Below are 19,170 nucleotides of genomic sequence, written 5' to 3'. Positions count from 1 at the left end.
GAATTCGGCCGGGTGAATTGCCCGTCCGTCATCCCCTCGCATCGTGCGGCGACGGCTGCGCACCGGTTGCTGCGGAGCGTAGCATAGGCCCCATCCGTCCTGCTATCATGAGCGCATGACATCGCGCGAGTCAGCCGTTTCCGAAATCACCCCCGAAGTGCTGCTGCGGGCCTATGCCTGCGGCATCTTCCCGATGGCCGAGAGCGCCGGTGACCCGACGCTGTTCTGGGTCGAGCCGGAAATGCGCGGCGTGATTCCGCTTCAAGGCTTCCGCATCGCCTCGCGGCTGGCCCGCACCGTGCGCTCGGACGTCTTCAGCGTTACCGTCGATACCGCCTTCAAGGCGGTCATCGCGGGCTGCGCGGCGCCGCAGCCGGGCCGCGACGACACCTGGATCAACAAGCGCATCCGCGATCTCTATGTCGGGCTCTATGAGCTCGGGCACTGCCACAGCGTCGAGGTCTGGCAGGACGGCGACCTCGTCGGCGGCCTCTACGGCGTCAGCCTGGGACGCGCCTTCTTCGGCGAAAGCATGTTTCACCGTACCCGCGACGCCTCGAAAGTGGCGCTGGTACATCTGGTGGCGCGGCTGATCGCGGGCGGGTTCGAACTGCTCGACACCCAATACGTCACCGAACATCTGCGCAGCTTCGGCGCGGTCGAAATTTCGCGGCGCCGCTATCGCGCCTTGCTCGACAAGGCGATCGCGGGCGAGCCTGCGGATTTTATGCGGTTACAGGCCAGCGTCAGCGGCGAGGAAGCGCTGGAGATTATCGCACGGAGGCCGTAGCCCGGATGGAGCGCAGCGAAATCCGGGACTCACCGGTGCGAGATCGATCCCGGATTGCGCTTCGCTCCATCCGGGCTACGTTCTTTGCGCTTAATTCCCGAACAATCCGCCAAACAGTCCACCCGGCCGTTGTTGCGGCGGAGGCGGCGGTGGAGGAGCCTGTTGCGGCTGCGGCTGGAATTGCGGTTGCGGCGGCGGTCCCGGCGGGCGCGGAGCCGCCTGCTTCGGCTGCGGCGGACGCTTTGCGCCTGGTGGCGGCGCGGCCCCCTTCGGCGGATCGGGCTGCGCGCTGACGATGGTCTGGTCGGGGCCTTTGCAGTCGGTCAGCCAGATGTCGTAGACCGGATGCTCGACGCCGTGCAGGCCGGGGCTTGCAGCGTACATCCAGCCTGAGAAAATCCGCTTCACCTCGCCCTGCAGCGTGATCTCGTCGACCTCGACAAAGGCATCGGTGTTGGCAGCTTCGGTCGACGGCCGCGTGTAGCAGGCACTGGTCTTCACGCGCAGCGCGCCGAACTGCACGGTCTCGCCGATATCTTCTTCGAAATTGATGATGCGGCCGGTGATCTTGTCGAGGCCGGAGAAGCTCGCCTTCTTGTTGGTGATCTTGGTGGCCGGCGGCTCGGAAACGACCTCGTCGCCCGGCTGCAGGGTCGCCGGCGAACTCGGCACGCCCTTGGCCGGGGGCTGGCGCTGGCCAGGCGGCGCGTTGGCGACGCCCGGCTGGCCCGGCTGCGGCGGCTGAACGGCGACACCCGGCTGCGTGCCCTGGGGAGCAACGGTCGTTCCGGGCGGCGGTGCCAGCGGCTGCGACTGGAAGCTTCCCGGCGGCGGCGCGCCCTGCCCCGGCGGCGGTCGGTTCGGGGTCGGCAACAGGCGGCCACGCGGCAGTTCCGGCACTTCCTCGTCGTCGTCGGGGAATGGCTGCTGCTGCTGATTGCCGCGCGGAATGGCGCCTGGCGGCCGCAGCGGCGGATCGGAAAAGATATTGCCGATCTGCGCCTGCGCCGGCGGCACAAGCGAGGTCGTGGTGGCGGCAATCAGGGCCGCAAGACCGGTCAGGGCAATGGTTCGAAACATCTCGCGGCTTTTACAGGCGAATCGGGCTCGCGACATAGTACAGACTTGTCCGCCGCTCGCGTCCCTCCCGGTTAACACGGCGAATACGGCGCGGAAAGGGCGGCTTGCCCCCTTCCCGCCGCACTCGATCATGGCCCGGGAAGGCTGAAACGGGCTTTCGATAGTCGAGCCATGATCCCGATCATGGCCCCGGAGCGTGGAAACCGGCGTTCGACAGTTGTGCCATGATCTAGTCATGCGCCGTTTCAGATGAAATAGTCGCTTCCGTTCGCGCGAGGGTGCCCACGCCTGGCGCGAAAACCACCAAAATCCGGGATAACCGGAGGAGCGAGAGGAAACCTCAGACATGCCCGATCGAATTCGCCTCGATGGCCGGGTTGCCGTCGTGACCGGCGCAGCCGGCGTCATCGGAACCGCAACCATCCGCCTGTTAGCGGAACGCGGCGCCCGTATCGTCGCCATCGACCGCAAGGAAGACGACCTCAAGGCCGCGATCAAGGACCTGCCCGCCTCCGCCGAAGCGCTCGCGGTGACGGCTGATGTCACCCAGGAGGACGAGGTCGCGGACTATGTCCGCGCCACCGTCGACAGGTTCGGCACGATCGACGCGTTCTACAACAACGCCGGCATCGAAGGCGACGTCAAGCCGATCCCGGAATATTCGCTGGAGAGTTTTCGGCGCGTGCTCGACGTCAACGTGGTCGGCGTCTTTCTCGGCATGAAGCACGTGCTGCCGGTGATGCTGAAACAAAACAAGGGCAGCATCATCAACACCGCATCGATCGCCGGCCTGATGGGATCGCCGATGATCGCGGTCTACAGCGCCAGCAAGCATGCAGTGATCGGGCTCACCAAGACCGCCGCCTGGGAATGCACCGGCACCGGCGTGCGGGTCAATTGCGTCTGCCCCGGCCTGATCGACAGCCGGATGCTGAGCACGATCCTGCAGGGCCGCAATCCCGGCAATACGCCCCCGCCGAACGAGAAGATCGTCGACCGGATTCCGGCGCGGCGGCTCGGACAGGCGTCCGAAGTCGCCTCCGTCGTGGCGTTCCTCGCCTCCGACGAGGCGAGCTATGTTTCCGGCTCCGCCTATACCGTGGACGGCGGCCGCACCGCCGCCTGAGCTTTCAATCAACGCACGAGGTCTTCGCCGCCATGCCCGTCACGCTCGATCCCGATGCCGACGCCGTCTACAAGGCTTTCCAGGAAGCTGGCCGTCCCGCCTATGAAACGCTGACCGCACCGGAAGCGCGCGAGTATTACCGGAACGCCCGCGTCGTCATGAACCCCGAGCCGCCCGCGCTCGAATCGAACAAGCCGCTGTCGATCCCCGCGCCGCACGGCGCGATCCCGGCGCGCATCTACACCCCGAAGACGCTGCGCAAGAACAACGGCCTTGCGCCGTGCCTGGTGTTCTTTCACGGCGGCGGCTGGGTCATCGGCGATCTCGATACCCATGAAGTGGCCTGCCAGAAGCTTGCCCATGAAGGCGAGTTGATCGTCATCTCGGTCGACTATCGGCTGGCGCCGGAGCACAAATTTCCTGCCGCTGTCGACGACGCCATCACCGCAACCAAGTGGGTTGCCGCCAACGCCAGCCAGCTCGGCATCGACGCCGGGCACTTGCTGGTCGGTGGCGACAGCGCCGGCGGCAATCTCGCCGCCGTCGTGGCACTGGCCGCGCGCGACGGCGACGGCCCAAAACTCGCGGGCCAGGTGCTGATCTATCCCGCCACCGATTTTGCGATGAAGCATCCCTCGCACAGCGAGCCCGAGACCAGCATCTTGCTGACGCACTCCGTGATCAAATGGTTCTGCAACCACTATCTGAACGGCGCGGCCGACATCGACCACTGGAAAGCCTCGCCCGCACGCGCGAAAACGCTCGCGGGCTTACCGCCGGCCTATGTGCTGACCGCGGGCGCCGATCCCTTGCGCGACGAGGGCGACGAATATGCCGCGCGGCTGAAGGAAGCCGGCGTGCCCATGACCTATCGGCAATTCCCCGGCCAGTTCCACGGCTTCTTCACCATGGGCAAGCTGCTGCAGCAGGCCAACGTCGCGGTCAGCGAAATCGCCGCATGGATGAAGGCGCTGAAATAACACAGAGTAGCGGTCATCCTTCAGCGCGTTTGAGGCCATAGCGATGGAGCCGATACTTGTGTTCGGAATACCCGTCGACTTCATCCTGTTCGCGCTGACGCTGCTTGGTGTTGCGCTGTTCCATCACAAGACGTTCCAGGTCGCGCTCGCCGGTCTCGCCGCAATCATCGTCTACAAACTGATCTTCACCGGCTTCAAGCACGGTGCGGGCGTGGCCGGCCTCGGCCACCACATGGCGCATGAGTGGGTCACGCTCGCCAATCTGTTTCTGCTGCTGATGGGGTTTGCGCTGCTATCCCGGCATTTCGAGGAGAGCCGGATTCCGGATGTGATGCCGGCGCTGTTGCCGGACGACTGGAAGGGCGGCGTGGTGCTGCTCGTCCTGGTGTTCGTGCTCTCGAGCTTCCTCGACAATATCGCGGCGGCACTGATCGGCGGCACCGTTGCGCGGCACGTGTTCCAGGGCAAGGTTCACATCGGCTATCTCGCCGCGATCGTCGCAGCCTCCAATGCCGGCGGATCCGGCAGCGTCGTCGGCGACACCACCACGACCATGATGTGGATCGCCGGCGTGAGCCCGCTCGCCGTGGTGGAAGCCTATGTCGCGGCCGTCGTCGCCATGCTGGTCTTCGCCGTGCCCGGCTCCATTCAGCAGCAGCGCTACTCGCCGATCCAGAAGGACGCATCGAAAGGTCCGAAGATCGACCCGACGCGGGTTTGCATCGTCGCCGCCATTCTGATTGCCGCGCTGGCTGCGAACATCATCGCCAATTTGAAGTTCCCCGCCCTGCTCGATGCCGTCCCGGTTCTCGGCATCGCCGTCTGGGCGGTCATTCTGCTGACGGCGGGATGGCGCGCGCCGGACTGGAAGGTGATGCCCGAAACCTTCAAGGGTACGATGTTCCTGCTCGCGCTGGTAACCGCGGCATCGTTGATGCCGGTCGAGAAGCTGCCGGCTGCCTCGTGGCCGACCGCGCTCGGCCTCGGCTTCGTCTCCGCCGTGTTCGACAACATCCCTCTCACCGCGCTCGCGCTGAAGCAAGGCGGCTACGACTGGGGGTATCTCGCCTATGCCGTCGGCTTCGGCGGTTCCATGATATGGTTCGGATCGTCAGCGGGCGTCGCCTTGTCGAACATGTATCCGGAAGCCAAATCCGTCGGACGCTGGGTCAGCCAGGGCTGGCCGGTGGCCGTCGCCTATGTGGTCGGATTCTTCGTGATGCTGGCCGTGCTCGGCTGGAACCCCGACACGCCGCATTAGCTTTGGCCCACCGGAGGTGATGGCAAGCCCCTTCCCGGGCACCATCTTGTTGACCGGCGTCATCAAGCCGCAATCTCTCCCATTTTCGGGCTAGTCTTCGCAAATAACGAATCTGCTTGCTGATTCGGCAGATGATCGTGACGCGCGGGGGTATTGCCATGGCATTTTTTAAGCGCGAATTTTTCAAGCGGGAACTCGATCCGATCGAGCGCTTCGAGAACGCGCTGAAGGAGAAATTGGCGGCCCGGCAGAAGCTGGCCGACCGCTTGAGCGTTGCCGAAACGGAACTTGCTGAGAAACGCGCCGCGGCCGAACGGCTGGCGGTGGCAGGAGCTGCCGCCGCCCGGCTCGATCGGGCAGAGGCCGACATGCGTGCTGTCGAAGAGCGCACCAAGACGTGGCGCGCCGCATTGGTAGAACACGACGAGCAGGTAGCATCAGCCGAGCGCGCACTGGCCGATGCCAAGGCACAGCGCGACCGCGACACGATGGCGGACCAGATCGAAGCGATGGCTACGGCCGTCGAGCGCGCTGCGCCGGGATTTGACGCAAATGCCACGGCGCTGGTCGAGGCTGTCACCAAAGCTGCGCTGTCGATATCGGACGCAACCAGGTTTTCGAGCAACGTGGATGCCGTGCGTCGCGAGGTTCTCTCGGCAGCAGACTTGATATGCTGGGAGCTGCGATCCGCCGCCGTGCGAACCCGTGCAGGCAACGCCAACCTCTCCAGCCTCACGCTATCAGAGTTGGAGCAGCCGTCATCGCCGGAGATCGAACGGCAATTGATTTACACGCTCCATCCTTTGCTCTGGCGCGAGGACGGCGAGGTGCGCAAGGTTTCGGCCTTTACCCTGGTCGGGCTGCCCAAATCGTTGCTGACGGTAGCGCTGCAGCATCAGCACGTGGACCATCTCAACGCCCGCCGTGTGCAGACCCTGATGCATCTTCATGGCAGCGCAGGATTAGGCGAACCCGATGCTGACGATCCGCAGCTCGTCGATCTCGATGCCTTGCTCGCGGAAGAACAGCAGACCGCGCAAGCCGACGTTGCGTAAACTAGGCGTACGGCGCCGAATCATCGAGCGCCGGAAACGTTCGACATAGCCAGCAAGGTTCCCCCGGAAACCGGGTGGCCGCCACGCCTCCATTCTGCGATCGCAACGTTCACGAAGCCGGCCATGCCGTTCGGAGCGAAGCTTGGCCATTGCAGTTGGAGACATCAGTGAAATCCGAAAGCACAAAGCGAAACGCCGTATCCGAAAACGATCCGGCAATCCGAAATCCGTTCGGCGTCATGGACGTTCCGCATCCCAACGACGATGACGTGACGCAATACGCCCACAGCACGGTGCCGGAGGAATCTACCACCGACGAGAATGCAAAGCCGTGGAGCGTTCAAGATACCAGCTACCCGCACGGCACGATCGAAGGTCAGTGGTCGAGCCGCTGGAAGGGTGCTGCGGATCCCACCATACCGGGTGATGCCCCCGACAAATGGAAACAGGGCCAGGGCAAGGCAAGGATCGTGGGAGACCGCGTGTACCTGTTATTCGACTGGGATTCCGGCAAGCGCAGGGGCCTCATCGACGCCAGGCGCGAAGGTCCGCACCGGCTGGTGGGCAAGTATATCAACCTGAACAACCCGGAGATCACAGTCCCCTGGGTCGGCCTGGTGGTGAGCGACCAGCGAATAGACGGCTACTTTGCGCAAGGCCGGGTGGATTTCCGCCGATAGTGGTTCTCCACGTCTACCCTGCCCGCGCCGCGCGGCGCAGCGATTGCGGCGGCTGGCCGAAGGCGCGGATGAAGGCGCGGCGCATCCGTTCCGGATCGCGAAAACCAGTGGTTTGCGCGACACGCTCGATCGCTTCGCTGGAGGACTGCACGCGCTGCCGCGCCACTTCGATGCGCAACCGCTCCACGGCCTTTGACGGCGTGGTGCCGGTCTCCGCCATGAAGGCGCGAGTGAAATGCCGCGAACTCATGCCGGCCTGCTCGGCGAGATCCTCGACCGTGAGCGGCGCATCGAGATTCTCGCGGGCCCAGGCCAATAGCGGTCCGAACCGACCGTTCGGCGCCTTCAATTCCAGAAGCGAAGAGAATTGCGACTGGCCGCCGCTGCGGCGGTGATAGAGCACGAGTTGCTTGGCAGCCTTCTGCGCGATCTCGTCGCCATAATCTTCAGCGATCATCGCCAGCGACAGATCGATGCCCGCCGATATCCCGGCCGACGTCCAGATGTCGCCATCGCGGACGAAGATGCGGTCCGGCTCGAGCTTTACCTGCGGATAGGTTTTGAGAAAATGCCGCGTGCGCTGCCAATGCGTGGTGGCGCGGCGGCCGTCGAGCAGTCCGGCCTCGGCGAGGATATAGGCGCCGGAGCAGACACTGGCGATGCGGACGCCGCGCCTGGCGAGCGTGCGCACGAAGCCAAGCGTCTTCTCGCAGGTCGCCGCCTGCCGCACGCCCTCGCCGCCCGCGACGATCAGCGTCGTGATCGCGCCCGACGGCTTTAGCCCGCGTGCGAGCATCTCGACGCCCGAGGATGAGCGCACCGGTCCGGGCGTCACAGCGACAACCCTGATCGAGGGTGCGTTTTCGGCGTAGCGCGCCCCGATCTCGAACACCGAAATTGGGCCGGCGGCGTCGAGCAACTGGAAATCCGGAAACACGAGAACGCCGATCATCATGCAGCTCGCTTTTTGGCTGATGTCCTGAAATGAGGGAAATATGCCATTTCTGACATGAAGCGACCATGTCAGGGTGCCTCCCGTCAAGCCAATTTTTCCGGAGGTCACGATGTCCGCACCGTCTCCCACGCCTGCGCCACTGCATATCGGTCTCGTGCTGTTCCCGCGCGTCACCCAGCTCGATTTCACCGGCCCCTTGCAGGTGTTCTCCAGCCTGCCCGGCGCACAAATTCATCTGATCTGGAAGCGGATCGAACCGGTCACGAGCGATTCCGTGCTGGTGCTGACGCCGACCACGACCTTTGCAGACTGCCCGCAACTCGACGTCATCTGCGTGCCCGGCGGGTTCGGCACCGACGACATGATCAACGACGAGGACATGCTGGCCTTCCTGCGCAAGCAGGCGCCGGGCGCGAAATACATCACCTCGGTCTGCACGGGTTCACTGGTGCTCGGCGCCGCCGGCCTGCTCAAAGGCTACCGCGCGGCGACGCACTGGACGGCGATGGATTTCCTGTCAGCTTTCGGCGCGATCCCAACCAAGACGCGCGTCTGTGTCGACCGAAACCGCGTCACCGGCGGCGGCGTCACCGCAGGCATCGATTTCGCGCTGACGCTGGTCTCGCTGTTGCACGACAGGCGGACCGCGGAAGCGATCCAGCTCCGCCTCGAATACAATCCCGCGCCACCGTTCAATTCCGGCTCGCCGGACACTGCGCCGCCGGAAGTCCTCGCCATCATGAAAGACAGGATTGCACCGGCTCAAATCCGCCGCGGCGAAATGATCGACCGCGCCGCCGCGCGGATGGCGTAAGCATCACGTGTCCCGGACGCGGTGCGGCACCATCAGCGCGTTTACGCGCGTCTTCGACACGCTATGGTGACGCTCCGCAGGGACCCAGATGAGCGGCGTGGGTCCCGGCTCTGCGGTGCACCGTTGCACGCTGCACCGCGTCCGGAACACGTCAGCCTCGCCACAAAGAACAACAAATAGAAAAAGGCCGCCTGGTTTCCCAGACGGCCTTTCCTTTCCTACGACAGCCACACATTAGCGGGCGATTTCAGGAAATCTGCACCGGGGGCCTATGTCCCAGCCGTTTCCTACTCGGTGGCCGCTGCTCGCCGGGGCAGTCGCGAACTGGAGCCCGGCACCGACGCGATGGTTTCCCATCTCCGTAAGATGTCCCCATTGAGCCGCAGCCTCGCGGAGAGCACAAGGCGGTGGCGATGGTTGTACCCGCTGATCCCGCTATCCACAGGCGAGGCTGTGCAAAACCGGAACGCACGGCAGCGCAACGCCAGGCTTCACCCCGGCGCGCGCTGGCCGGCCTGCGCCAGCCGCGCAAAGATAATACCGTGTACAATCAGGAACATCGGCACCAGCACGGTCGGAATCAGCGCCCATGGCAGCACCTGCACCGCCTCCGAGCCTTCCCCGGCGTGAATGATCTGCAGCGGCGAGCCATTCGCGGAGATAATTCCGAATGCAAGCGCGGCCACAAGATCGAGCATGCCGAATGCATTCCAGCTCCAGACCAGCGCCCTGCCTTGCCCGCGCAGCGCGAGCCAGGCCACGGGCAAGGCCAACACGCCGGTTATGATATCGCCCCAGCCCGCCGAAGTTGGAAACGGTCCGGCAAGCCGGCCTTCGGCCGCAAGCAGGAGGAAGAACCCTCCCGCCACACGCCAGACGTTCAAGCCGATCAGGAATGGCATCGGCATCCCGAGTAGCGCAGCGCGCACAGCCGGCGAGACCGACGCCGCAACGGCAGTCGCTATCAGCGGAAATGCGATGACCGCACCGATCGTCGGCGGCCCCACCGGATTTGTGCCGAGGAACAGGTTCGCGCCGGCGAGCGCGGCAGCCAGACCCGTCCATAGACCGGCGCCGACCGAAAGGGCGAGACGTTGCGACGGGCTGATCGGCATCGCTCCGGTGAGCGCATTGATGCTGACGATGATCGCGGCAACGAGAACGACGGTCCCGATGAAGTCCAGCATGACACACCTCTTTATGTGTAGTTACACCTATTGAGATGAACGAAGCGCGGCCAACGTCCCGTTCGTCTCACTCCAGATTTCGGGAACTCAAAAGCTTCAACGCGGCCTCGCCATCCGCGCCCAGCATCTTTCCGATATGCGCCTGCGCCTTAGACCAGTAGGGAAACCCGCGCCGAACGACACCGCGCCCCGGTGCGGTAATGGCGATCACGCGCGCGCGCGGATCTTCGCCGGCGTTGATCGAAATCCAGCCCTTCCCTTCCAGCAGGGTCAGGTTGCGACTGAGCGTGGTGCGCTCCATCCCGAGAAAGCTCGCCAACTTGCCGATCGGCATTTCGCCGCGGAGCATCAGTTGCGACAGGATCGTGAACTGCGTGGCACGGACGCCAGAACCCTGCATATAGGAATCGTAGAGCCGGGTGATCTTCCGCGCGGCTTGCCGCGACGCGAGACAGAAACAGCCGGCTGCGGCCATGTAGTCGGTATCGCGATCGGAATGCTGTTTCATACAATGAGTGTATATACACCTATAATGTGCAGCAAGACCGTGGCGGCGAGAAACGGGTAAATTTATCGAGAGTTCAGCTTCCCGGCGTCCAGGCCTGGTAGTCGCCGGTCGCCTTGGGACGGCGGCCACTGGCGAGCGTCGAGCCGGAGGGACGATAGGCCCCAGGCGTGCCGGTCATGTTTGGAACATGCGCCTTTTCCCATTCCCGCGGCGTGTAGCTCTCTTCGGTCGGGGCGACATCGACGGTGTGATGCAGCCAGCCATGCCATGATGGCGGCACCCGGCTCGCCTCGGCATAGCCGTTATAGATCACCCAGCGCCGCTCGAAGCCGAGCGTCGGATCGATCTTGCGGCCCTTGGTGCGATAGTAGCTGTTGCCCTGCTCGTCCTGGCCGACCAGTTCGCCGAATCGCCACGTCCACAATTGCGTGCCGAACGTCTGACCGCTCCACCAGGTGAAAAATTTCAGCAGAAACAGCTTCATGAGGGCTCGGCCGGTTCGAGATGTCGTGCCGCTCTGATGCCACCGGAGCGCCGGATTGTCCAGACAAAGGCTGATATTGCAGGCCTTGTTGCAGCCCTGCCGGACCGGCCCTTTGCACGGCCCGATCGCGCCCGCGCATGGTCGCGGAATCGGCGCAATCCGTTCATTCCGCGTACAGTTCCGACCTGACAGGTTCAGCCTGCGCGCAATCAAGACGCGGGCTCGGGAACGTCCGCCCGCTGAACGGGTTAGGGCCTATATCCCGTAAATGGAGTCGACAATGATCAATCTGAAAGTTTTGAGTACAGCGGCGGCGATTGCGCTTGTGTTGCCGTTGGTCGCGCCGGGTATCAGCGCCGTCCAGGCGCAGGATAGAGGCGGCGCGGTGGCCGGTGGCGGCGGTGCCAGGGCCGGCGGCGGCGGCGGTGGCGGCGCAGCTATGGGCGGTGGCGGTGGCTTTAGAGGCGGTGGTGGCGGCGCGGCTATCGGCGGCGGTGGCGGCGGCTTTAGAGGTGGCGGCATGGCCGTTGCACCCGGCGGCGGTGGCGGCGTTAGAGGCGGCGGCATGGCCGTTGCGCCCGGCGGTGGTGGCGGCTTTAGGCCTGGCGCCATTGCAGGCACCCCTGGTGTAGGCAGACCCGGCGTAGTCCGGCCCGGACCCGTCGTCGGCGGAGGAGCCGTCGCGGGCGGCGGCTGGCAGGGCGGCGGCTATCGCCATTATCATCGGCACCGTCACGGCGGCTTCTGGCCGGGTGTCGCGGTCGGCGTTGGCATCGGCTCGACCTATGGCTATTACGGCAGCCCCTACTATGACGACTCGTATGGGTATTACGACGACAGCGTGGTCGCCGCAGCGCCCCCGGCCGGCGATGATGCCGTGGCGTACTGCATGCAGCGGTACAAATCCTACGATCCGGCGTCAGGAACCTATCTCGGCTATGACGGCCAGCGGCACCCCTGCCCCGCGCAATAACATGATATCGTAAGTTCGAGGGGCGGCGCATTACGGTGCGCCGCCCCTTTTCGTTGCAAGATTACGAGCGCAGCGCCACCGCAACGCCGCCCAGCGTGAACACCAGCGCCGCGATCTCGCGCAGGCCGAGCGGCTCATGCAGCATCACTGCGGCCGCAAGCACCCCGACGACGGGAACGAGCAAGGTTCCGATCGAGGCCGTCGCCGCCGGAAGCCGTTCCAGCGCGGCAAACCAGCACACGTAGCAAAGGCAGAACGCGATCAGCGTCATATAGAGCAGCGACACCCAGCCGACGTGTGACAGCGCAGCCAGTTGCGGCTGCTCGACCGCAAGCCCAACGATCGCGATCGGCAGGCAGCCGAGCCCGACCTGCCAAGCGGCCAGCGACAGCGACGGCATCGCCAGCGGGAAATGCTTGGTCAGCACGGTGCCGAGGCCGACGCATACCGCGCCAGCCAGCGCACACGCGATGCCCGGCAACTTCTCGACGCTGGCCTCGAGGCCGTTGCCGCCGATCAGCACGGCGATGCCGGCGAGCGCGACCGTCAGCGCGACGGCGCGCAGCGGCGACAGCCGCTCCCCCAGGATCGGCCATGCCAGAAGCGCCACCCAGACCGGGATCGATGTGCCGAGCACCGCGGCCTCGCTGGCATTGAGCCACAACAGCGCCAGCCCCATGAACGCGACCCAGCCGCCGATCGTCAGCATCGAGACCAGCAGCAACCGCAGCCACATCGGCCGCGGCACGCTCAATTTCTGCCGCCGCGCGAGCGCAAACAGCGCCAGCGCCGCGGCGCCGGCGATACCGCACAGCCCGCGCGAGGACAATGGCGGCCATTCCGTCAGCAAGTGTTTCATGATGGGAAAGTTGAGGCCCCACCCGACCGATGCAACGGCAAGCACGATAAGCCCGAGCGGCGACAGCCGCCCCGCGCGATTGATCGGGGACATGGCAGGCTTAGATCCGGAACCGGAGGTACATTTGCTCTCGTTCTGACATAGCGAAACGGAATTGCCCTCAACAACTTTTATGTGCACTCTAGCATACAGACGACCTGTCGGCGTTTCGACTTAATCGTCACATGGGATGTGCCGGTCATCTGGCCGCCGCCCGAGGAAGAAGGAATCATCGTGCCGCGCGTTCTCGTGGTCGATGACGACCCGATGGTGAGCGTTGCCATCGAGGTCTGTCTGACGCGCAAGGGTTTCGAGGTCACCGTTGCCGACGGTGGTGAAGCGGGAATGCGCGCACTCGAAGCCTCCGATTTCGACGTCATGCTGATCGACGTATTCATGCCGCATATGCGCGGCTTCGAATCGATCCGGATGTTTTACGAGCGCAAGCCGCACATACCGATCATCGCGATGTCGGGCTACGCCTTCGCCAACGCCGAACGCGCGCCAGATTTCCTGCGGATGACCATCGAACTCGGCGCGGCATGCTGCCTGCGCAAGCCCTTCACGCCGGACGCGCTGTTGACCTCGGTCAATCAGTGCATCACCACACCGAAAGCCACCGCGCGCCACTCGAAAAAGTGAAGTAAGCAACTGGCAATGCCCTCGCAGCGTATCATCCTTGGAATTGGCCTCGCTATCCTCCTCATTATCGGTGCTGCCTCGATTGGTCTCGATCTCAAGTCGCGGTCCGATTCGGCCTCCGTCGACCGTGCGCTCGGGATACTCGGGAAGGCCTCGGACATGCGGCCGCTGCTGCGCCGGGCTGAAAGCGCGGCGCGGGGCTTTGCGCTCAGCGGCGATCAGGTATTTGCCACGGAATATCGCGCCGCCAGCGACGCGATCCTGCCGGCCCTGGACGCACTGATCGATGCCGTCAAGGACAACCCGACCGAAAAGCGGCTGATCGAAGAGACCAAGGCGCTGATGGAGCGACAGATTGCCGTCAATGGCGAGTTGATCAGACTCCGGACAGCGGGAGACGGCGCCGCGATATCAGCACTTGTCAGCCAAGAGGACCGTGCGGCGACGGCCGCGATCGCGGGCAATCTCGAAAAGGCGGTGGCGGAAGAGCGCAGGCTGCTGTTCGCCAGGCGCGCCGAATCCGAAACCAACGGAAGCATCCTGCTGGCGATCGATCTCGCCGGCGTCGCGCTGATTCTGATCCTCGCCACCGTTCTGACGGTGTCGACCCGCCGTTCGCGGCAGGAACTGCAGGATTCGCTGAGCGCCACCCAGGCCACCAACGAGGCGCTGGAGGCAGCGGTCGCCGAGCGCACCGAGCATCTGGTCGCCGCGCATGACGAACTCAGGCTTTCGGCCGCCGTGCTGCGGAGCACCTTTCACAGCATGGCGGAGGCGGTGCTCGTCATCGACCCCAAGGGGGAGATTTTGCTCTCCAACCCGGCCGCAGAGAAGATGCTGCGCTACCGGCCGGGGATGACGGTCGAGCTGCTGCGCTCGCTCAGCACGGTTTTTCATGCCGACGGCGTCACCCCGGTGCTTGTCCATGACATGCCCGCCTCGCGGGCATTGCGCGGCGAAGCGTTCGACGCCACCGAAATCGTGGTGCGCCCCGTCAGCGGCAATCCGCCCGTTCATCTCATGATCAGCGGCCGGCCCTTGCGCGATGGCTCGGGCGCCATCAGCGGCGCGGCGCTGGTTTATCACGACGCCACCGCCTCGCGCGAAACCGAGCACAAGCTGCTGCAATCGCAGAAACTTGACGCTATCGGCAAGCTCACCGGCGGCGTCGCGCACGATTTCAACAACATGCTGACGGTGATCACCGGCACCACCGAAACGCTGGTTGCGGGCCTCACGCATGAACCGGCGCTGCAGAAGACGGCCGAATTGATCGACCAGGCGGCGGAACGCTGCAGCGAGCTGATCCAGCATCTGCTCGCCTTCGCCCGCCGCCAGCCGCTGCAGCCGCGCAATGTCGACATCAACGCCACCGTGCTCGACATCGCAAAACTGCTTCGGCCGACGCTCGGCGAGCAGATCGAGGTCGACTCGATCCTCGAGCAGGAAGTGGCGACCGCCCATATCGACGCCTCGCAGCTCGCCAACTCCCTGCTCAACATGGCGATCAACGCCCGCGACGCGATGCCGAACGGCGGCAAGCTGCTGCTGGAGACGCGCAACGTCGTACTCGACGAAGCCTATGCGCAGGCCAATCCGGACTCGAAGCCCGGCCCCTATGTGATGCTCGCGGTCAGCGACAACGGCGCCGGCATGTCGCAGGAGGTGCTGGACAAGGTGTTCGAGCCGTTCTTCACCACCAAGGAGGTCGGCAAGGGCTCGGGCCTCGGCCTGAGCATGGTCTACGGCTTCGTCAAGCAATCGGGCGGACACATCCGGATCTACAGCGAGATCGGCCACGGCACCACGATCAAGCTCTATCTGCCGCCTGCCCGCGGCCAGATCGAGGCAGCACCAGCCGTGGCGGCGCCGCTGCCGCATGGCAACGAAACCATCATGGTGGTGGAAGACGACGCGCTGGTGCGCAATTTCGTCACCGCGCAATTGCAGAGCCTCGGCTACCGCACGGTGGGCGCCGCCAACGGACCAGCGGCGCTGAACCTGATCGAAGGCGGCCAGGCGTTCGATCTGCTGTTCACCGATGTCATCATGCCCGGCGGCATGTCCGGCCGCGAACTGGCGGAGAAGGTGTTGAAGCTCCGGCCCGGCATCAAGGTGCTCTACACGTCAGGCTATACCGACAACGCCATCGTGCATCAGGGCCGCCTCGATCCCGGCGTGCTGCTGCTGACCAAGCCGTATCGCAAGTCTCAATTGGCCAACATGATCCGCCGCGCGCTGACGGGGTGAATCGGCACAAGGCGCAAGCTTCTCCGCGCCAGCAGCGTCGTTTTGAGTGCCGAGTTAGTCTATGGTGAAGGAAAACCTTGGATATAAGGATTCTCGGAAGAGCCAATGACCGTGCCCAATTTGAACTACAAGCGCTGCTACGTGGATTGGGGTGGACGATGCGCCTACTGCAACATTGGACTCCCAAGAATCAAATGGGACGGCAAAGTCAGAGCCGGCATCGACCATTTCATCCCGCTCTCAAAGGGAGGTCAGAATATCCGGGGCAATCGCGTGCTCTCCTGTTACCCCTGCAATCTCGCCAAGGACGACACCGACCCGCGCGAGACAAATCAATGGCCCCATATTGAACGGCGGCTAGCCGAGATCGCCGCCACCCCGCTCATCAGTCACCGGCGGCTCAAAGAAATCCTGCCCGAATTGGTGAAGCAAGTTTACGTCTAGGGCCTGTCACTGCGAGCGGGAGCCCGCCCGCGGCCAACTCCTCGACTTCGACGTTTCGCGACCTTATATTGTGGCCATGACAAAGCTCCTCGATGAAGCCGTGGAAGCGGTGCGTCGCCTGCCGTCGGCTGACCAGGACGACATCGCACGTGCCATCATGCAGCTTGCGGGCTCCGATCTTGCTGCGCCGGTTGTGCTTTCCCCCGACGAGCGCGAGGCGATTGCGCGCTCCAAGGCTGCTGCTGAGCGCGGTGAATTCGCAACAGATGAACAGGTGCGCGCCGTATGGGCGAAGCACGGCCTATGAGGCTGCGCCATACGCTTCCCGCGCTCGCCGATCTTACATCGATTCTGGACTACATCGCTGATCGTTCCCCGCAGGGAGCTGCGCGCATCCATACCTGAATTCGCGCCGTCACCGATCTGGTCCTGCAGTATCCGCTGGCTGGCGCCGTAACCGACGACCCTACCATTCGGCGCGTCGCAACGGCACCTTATCCATATCTCATCTTCTACGAGACGACCGACGCTGAAATCATCATTCACGCGGTGCGTCACGGTGCGCGCGATCCTTCCGACAAGATACGATCGGAGTGAGTTCGGTCAAGCGTGCTGGCCCAGAACTTGACGTAGCGTCTGGCACCGCGGCGAATGGGTAGTGCCTATCTCCATCCGCCGTGGCGCCCTTCCCGAGCAGCGCTTACGCGCCCGTCACTACGAGCCGGATCCGCCCGCCACGATCTTCTCGTTCAGCTTCTGATCCACGGTCTCGACCGTGCGGTCGATCTCGGCACTGGGCGCGCCGAGCTGATGCGAGATCAGCTTCACCAGGAGGTCGACGCGCTCGATGAAAGGCGCTCCAGCGGCAACCGCGCGAGCGGCCGATGAGGGCTTGAGAAGGCTTTCTGCCGCCTTGGCATATTTCGCGAACGGCACCTGATCCGTCGGGTCCGCCCCCAGTCGCCGCGCGATGCCGTCGACATGGTCATAGATCGACTGCGAGAGTTTTAGATCGCCGTGCACGGCGTCGCGGATCGATTGCGGCTCGTTCGGCGTGATGCAGCGGTAATTGCCGGTCAGCAGCATCGACCATTTCGCCAGTGGGACAAACAGCGAATCGAACACCTTGAGCTTCACCGGAACGTCCTGGCCATCCAGCTTCACCGCATCGATGTCCGCTTCCAGCTCGCGAAGCAGTTTGTTGTGTTTCTCATCGGCAAATGCCGCGGCCTTGAAGTTGGTGGGCAGGCCAACATGGAGGACGTTCGCCGCCTCTTCGGGCGGACGGAAGGCCTGCGGATCGGGCGAACAGAGCGACACCAGTCCCGGCTTGAACCGCTCCCATACCGATGCATTGGTATAGGCCTCCTCCAGGTCCATGTCCGCCAGCGCCGGGATGCGCTTCAGATAGGGCAGCGGCGGCATGTTCATGATCGAAAGGCAAGGAAGCTCTGCGGCGGCGATCTTGATCATCAGAACGCGGATCGTGTGGTTGGTGTATTGCGGCTCCTGCATCGCAAGACCGACCAGGTCGTAACGGGAGAGGTTGACCTCGGCGGGCGTGGTCGCGTCCAGCTTGCCGGGCAGATCGCGCGAGAAGATCGCTCGGTGCACCGCCTCGTCGCGCAGCTTGATGCGGACTTCAGTGCCGTCGCGATTGATGAGGTCGGCCGTCTTCTTCCGGCAAACCAGGGTCACGTTGTGACCCGCCATCAAAAGCTTCGTCGCCAGCAAGGAGCCATACGAAGCCCCAAGGATCAAAATGTTGCGCGCCATATTCTCTCTTTCCAGGGATGATGTCTCTGATGCCCCGATCCAGGCAGGTGGGGCCGAAATTTCGTCCGTGGCATACAACGAATTGATAGGCGTTACAATCACATAGCAGGGCGCAATTTCGCCCCCTGCGGCGGCCAGGACGGGACTGAAAGGGAGAGAGTTGCCTTAAGACCGCGTTGCCAGCACCACGCCGGCCAGCGTGAAAACCAGCGCCACGATCTGCGTCAGGCCGAGCGGCTCGCCGAGCGCAATCGCCGACGCCACGACGCCGATGACAGGCACCGCCATGGTGCCGATCGCCGCCACCGAGGCCGGCAGGCGGGCGAGTGCCGCAAACCAGCTGACATAGGCGATGCAGAACTGGATCGCGGTGGAATAGACCAGCAGCCACCAGCCGAGCTGGCTCACCTGCTCGATATGCGTGGTCTCGATGGCGAAACCGATGATGACGATCGGGAAACATCCGAGCCCGATCTGCCAGGCGGCGGCCGGGATCGGCGGCAGCGGCACCGGCAGCTTCTTGGCCAGCACCGTGCCGAGTGCAAAGCCCATCGCGCCGGCGAGCGCCATGATCATGCCCGGCAGTTTTTCGGTCGTGGCCGTGATGCCGTTGCCGCCCATGATGGCGGCCAATCCTGCAAACGCCATCACCAGCGCCACTGTGCGCAGCACCGTCGGCCGCTCGCCGAGCACCGGCCAGGCCAAAAGCGAGGCCCATACCGGCATGGTGTAGGCGATCAGCGCTGCCTCGCTCGCCGGCAGCCAGAGCAGCGCCAGCCCCATCAGCACCATCCAGCCGGTGACGTTGAGCAGCGCCGCCAGCATCAGCCGCGGCCACAAATGCCGCTCGACCCTCAGGCTCTGGGAGCGCGCCAGCGCCAGCACGGCCAGGAGCGCTGCGCCGATCATGCCGGTCGAGCCGCGCAAGGTCAGCGGCGGCAGCTCGCTCAGGAGGTATTTTGTGACCGGCCAGTTAAAGCCCCAGCCCACCGAGGTGATGGCGAGGAACATCAGGCCTGCGGGCGCGATCCGCGCACCCGCGCTGGTGGGTTTTGATTCTGTCATGGAGCCCGGCAAGGGTGGAATCGGCCCTCACCTTGCCGCTTATCTGCCTCTCCGACCACGGGTGCGCCGACATGCCAGCCCTCCCCGCTCCGTAGGCTTACGTGAGTCTCGCAAGCGCAATCCCGATGGCTGAAAAAATACCTGCCCTGTGAACAGCGGGCGAAGCCTTGCTCCACAGGGTGGGGATAATTTTTTTCCCTTG

The 19,170-nt window shown here is 64.3% G+C and carries 21 protein-coding genes; 13 read left to right on the top strand and 8 right to left on the bottom strand.

The annotated features are described in order from the left end of the window. Nucleotides 1-115: 115 nt before the first annotated feature. Nucleotides 116-790 (top strand): leucyl/phenylalanyl-tRNA--protein transferase, encoded by a 675-nt coding sequence (aat, locus tag KIP88_RS28250; RefSeq protein WP_214491373.1) that lies wholly within the window; start codon nucleotides 116-118, stop codon nucleotides 788-790. 90 nt (nucleotides 791-880) lie between these two features. On the opposite strand, the gene KIP88_RS28245 is transcribed toward aat, so the two are convergent. Continuing rightward, nucleotides 881-1,870 (bottom strand): DUF2155 domain-containing protein, encoded by a 990-nt coding sequence (locus KIP88_RS28245; RefSeq protein ID WP_214491372.1) that lies wholly within the window; start codon nucleotides 1,868-1,870, stop codon nucleotides 881-883. A 346-nt stretch (nucleotides 1,871-2,216) separates the two neighbouring features. Here KIP88_RS28245 and KIP88_RS28240 point away from each other — a divergent pair, with 346 nt between their 5' ends. The 5 genes from KIP88_RS28240 (at nucleotide 2,217) to KIP88_RS28220 (ending at nucleotide 6,972) form a co-directional block, all read left to right on the top strand. Further along, entirely contained in the window at nucleotides 2,217-2,996 is a 780-nt protein-coding gene (locus KIP88_RS28240) for an SDR family NAD(P)-dependent oxidoreductase (protein WP_214491371.1), read from the top strand. A gap of 32 nt (nucleotides 2,997-3,028) precedes the next feature. Continuing rightward, complete coding sequence (locus KIP88_RS28235) at nucleotides 3,029-3,976, top strand: alpha/beta hydrolase (protein WP_214491370.1); 948 nt, start codon at nucleotides 3,029-3,031, stop codon at nucleotides 3,974-3,976. Nucleotides 3,977-4,019: 43 nt separating this feature from the next. Continuing rightward, entirely contained in the window at nucleotides 4,020-5,237 is a 1,218-nt protein-coding gene (locus KIP88_RS28230) for an SLC13 family permease (protein WP_214491369.1), read from the top strand. Nucleotides 5,238-5,395: 158 nt separating this feature from the next. After that, the gene (locus KIP88_RS28225) at nucleotides 5,396-6,292 is read left to right on the top strand and encodes a hypothetical protein (RefSeq protein WP_214491368.1); all 897 of its coding nucleotides are present in this window, start codon (nucleotides 5,396-5,398) and stop codon (nucleotides 6,290-6,292) included. A 167-nt stretch (nucleotides 6,293-6,459) separates the two neighbouring features. Continuing rightward, nucleotides 6,460-6,972: a hypothetical protein gene (locus KIP88_RS28220; RefSeq protein WP_308163657.1), complete on the top strand. Its 513-nt coding sequence runs from the start codon at nucleotides 6,460-6,462 to the stop codon at nucleotides 6,970-6,972. 13 nt (nucleotides 6,973-6,985) lie between these two features. On the opposite strand, the gene KIP88_RS28215 is transcribed toward KIP88_RS28220, so the two are convergent. Beyond that, nucleotides 6,986-7,924, bottom strand: a complete 939-nt coding sequence (locus KIP88_RS28215; RefSeq protein WP_214491367.1) for a GlxA family transcriptional regulator — start codon at nucleotides 7,922-7,924, stop codon at nucleotides 6,986-6,988. 112 nt (nucleotides 7,925-8,036) lie between these two features. Between KIP88_RS28215 and KIP88_RS28210 the strand changes: the two genes are divergently transcribed. Beyond that, the gene (locus tag KIP88_RS28210) at nucleotides 8,037-8,741 is read left to right on the top strand and encodes a DJ-1/PfpI family protein (RefSeq protein WP_214491366.1); all 705 of its coding nucleotides are present in this window, start codon (nucleotides 8,037-8,039) and stop codon (nucleotides 8,739-8,741) included. Between the two features lie 491 nt (nucleotides 8,742-9,232). Here the strand turns inward: KIP88_RS28210 and KIP88_RS28205 are convergent, their stop codons facing one another. From KIP88_RS28205 to KIP88_RS28195, 3 genes are all read right to left on the bottom strand, one after another. Then, nucleotides 9,233-9,928, bottom strand: a complete 696-nt coding sequence (locus KIP88_RS28205; RefSeq protein ID WP_214491365.1) for a hypothetical protein — start codon at nucleotides 9,926-9,928, stop codon at nucleotides 9,233-9,235. Between the two features lie 67 nt (nucleotides 9,929-9,995). Further along, on the bottom strand, nucleotides 9,996-10,436 hold the full coding sequence (locus KIP88_RS28200) for a MarR family winged helix-turn-helix transcriptional regulator (protein WP_214491364.1): 441 nt from the start codon (nucleotides 10,434-10,436) through the stop codon (nucleotides 9,996-9,998). A gap of 73 nt (nucleotides 10,437-10,509) precedes the next feature. Beyond that, entirely contained in the window at nucleotides 10,510-10,920 is a 411-nt protein-coding gene (locus KIP88_RS28195; protein ID WP_214491362.1) for an NADH:ubiquinone oxidoreductase subunit NDUFA12, read from the bottom strand. Nucleotides 10,921-11,200: 280 nt separating this feature from the next. Here KIP88_RS28195 and KIP88_RS28190 point away from each other — a divergent pair, with 280 nt between their 5' ends. Continuing rightward, nucleotides 11,201-11,893 carry a BA14K family protein gene (locus KIP88_RS28190; protein WP_214491360.1) on the top strand — a complete coding sequence of 231 codons (693 nt, stop codon included), beginning with the start codon at nucleotides 11,201-11,203 and terminating at the stop codon, nucleotides 11,891-11,893. A 61-nt stretch (nucleotides 11,894-11,954) separates the two neighbouring features. On the opposite strand, the gene KIP88_RS28185 is transcribed toward KIP88_RS28190, so the two are convergent. Continuing rightward, the gene (locus KIP88_RS28185) at nucleotides 11,955-12,845 is read right to left on the bottom strand and encodes a DMT family transporter (protein WP_214491358.1); all 891 of its coding nucleotides are present in this window, start codon (nucleotides 12,843-12,845) and stop codon (nucleotides 11,955-11,957) included. Between the two features lie 180 nt (nucleotides 12,846-13,025). On the opposite strand from KIP88_RS28185, the gene KIP88_RS28180 reads away from it, so the two are divergent. The 5 genes from KIP88_RS28180 (at nucleotide 13,026) to KIP88_RS46705 (ending at nucleotide 16,724) form a co-directional block, all read left to right on the top strand. Further along, nucleotides 13,026-13,433, top strand: a complete 408-nt coding sequence (locus tag KIP88_RS28180; RefSeq protein WP_214491355.1) for a response regulator — start codon at nucleotides 13,026-13,028, stop codon at nucleotides 13,431-13,433. Nucleotides 13,434-13,448: 15 nt separating this feature from the next. Then, nucleotides 13,449-15,683, top strand: coding sequence for a CHASE3 domain-containing protein (locus KIP88_RS28175; RefSeq protein WP_214491353.1), 2,235 nt, complete (start codon nucleotides 13,449-13,451; stop codon nucleotides 15,681-15,683). 105 nt (nucleotides 15,684-15,788) lie between these two features. Further along, complete coding sequence (locus KIP88_RS28170; protein WP_214491352.1) at nucleotides 15,789-16,127, top strand: HNH endonuclease; 339 nt, start codon at nucleotides 15,789-15,791, stop codon at nucleotides 16,125-16,127. A 76-nt stretch (nucleotides 16,128-16,203) separates the two neighbouring features. Further along, on the top strand, nucleotides 16,204-16,434 hold the full coding sequence (locus KIP88_RS28165) for a hypothetical protein (protein WP_214491350.1): 231 nt from the start codon (nucleotides 16,204-16,206) through the stop codon (nucleotides 16,432-16,434). A 98-nt stretch (nucleotides 16,435-16,532) separates the two neighbouring features. Next, nucleotides 16,533-16,724 (top strand): type II toxin-antitoxin system RelE/ParE family toxin, encoded by a 192-nt coding sequence (locus tag KIP88_RS46705; protein ID WP_308163660.1) that lies wholly within the window; start codon nucleotides 16,533-16,535, stop codon nucleotides 16,722-16,724. A gap of 117 nt (nucleotides 16,725-16,841) precedes the next feature. Here the strand turns inward: KIP88_RS46705 and KIP88_RS28155 are convergent, their stop codons facing one another. Together KIP88_RS28155 and KIP88_RS28150 are read right to left on the bottom strand one after the other, a co-directional pair. Next, nucleotides 16,842-17,903, bottom strand: a complete 1,062-nt coding sequence (locus tag KIP88_RS28155) for a ketopantoate reductase family protein (protein WP_214491348.1) — start codon at nucleotides 17,901-17,903, stop codon at nucleotides 16,842-16,844. A gap of 165 nt (nucleotides 17,904-18,068) precedes the next feature. Further along, a complete protein-coding gene (locus KIP88_RS28150; RefSeq protein ID WP_214491346.1) occupies nucleotides 18,069-18,968 on the bottom strand; it encodes a DMT family transporter in 900 nt (299 codons plus the stop codon). Between the last annotated feature and the right edge of the window lie 202 nt (nucleotides 18,969-19,170).

The organism is Bradyrhizobium sp. SRL28, assembly GCF_018596315.1.
Classification (GTDB): domain Bacteria; phylum Pseudomonadota; class Alphaproteobacteria; order Rhizobiales; family Xanthobacteraceae; genus Bradyrhizobium.
This window is presented reverse-complemented; position numbering and strand designations above follow the sequence as displayed.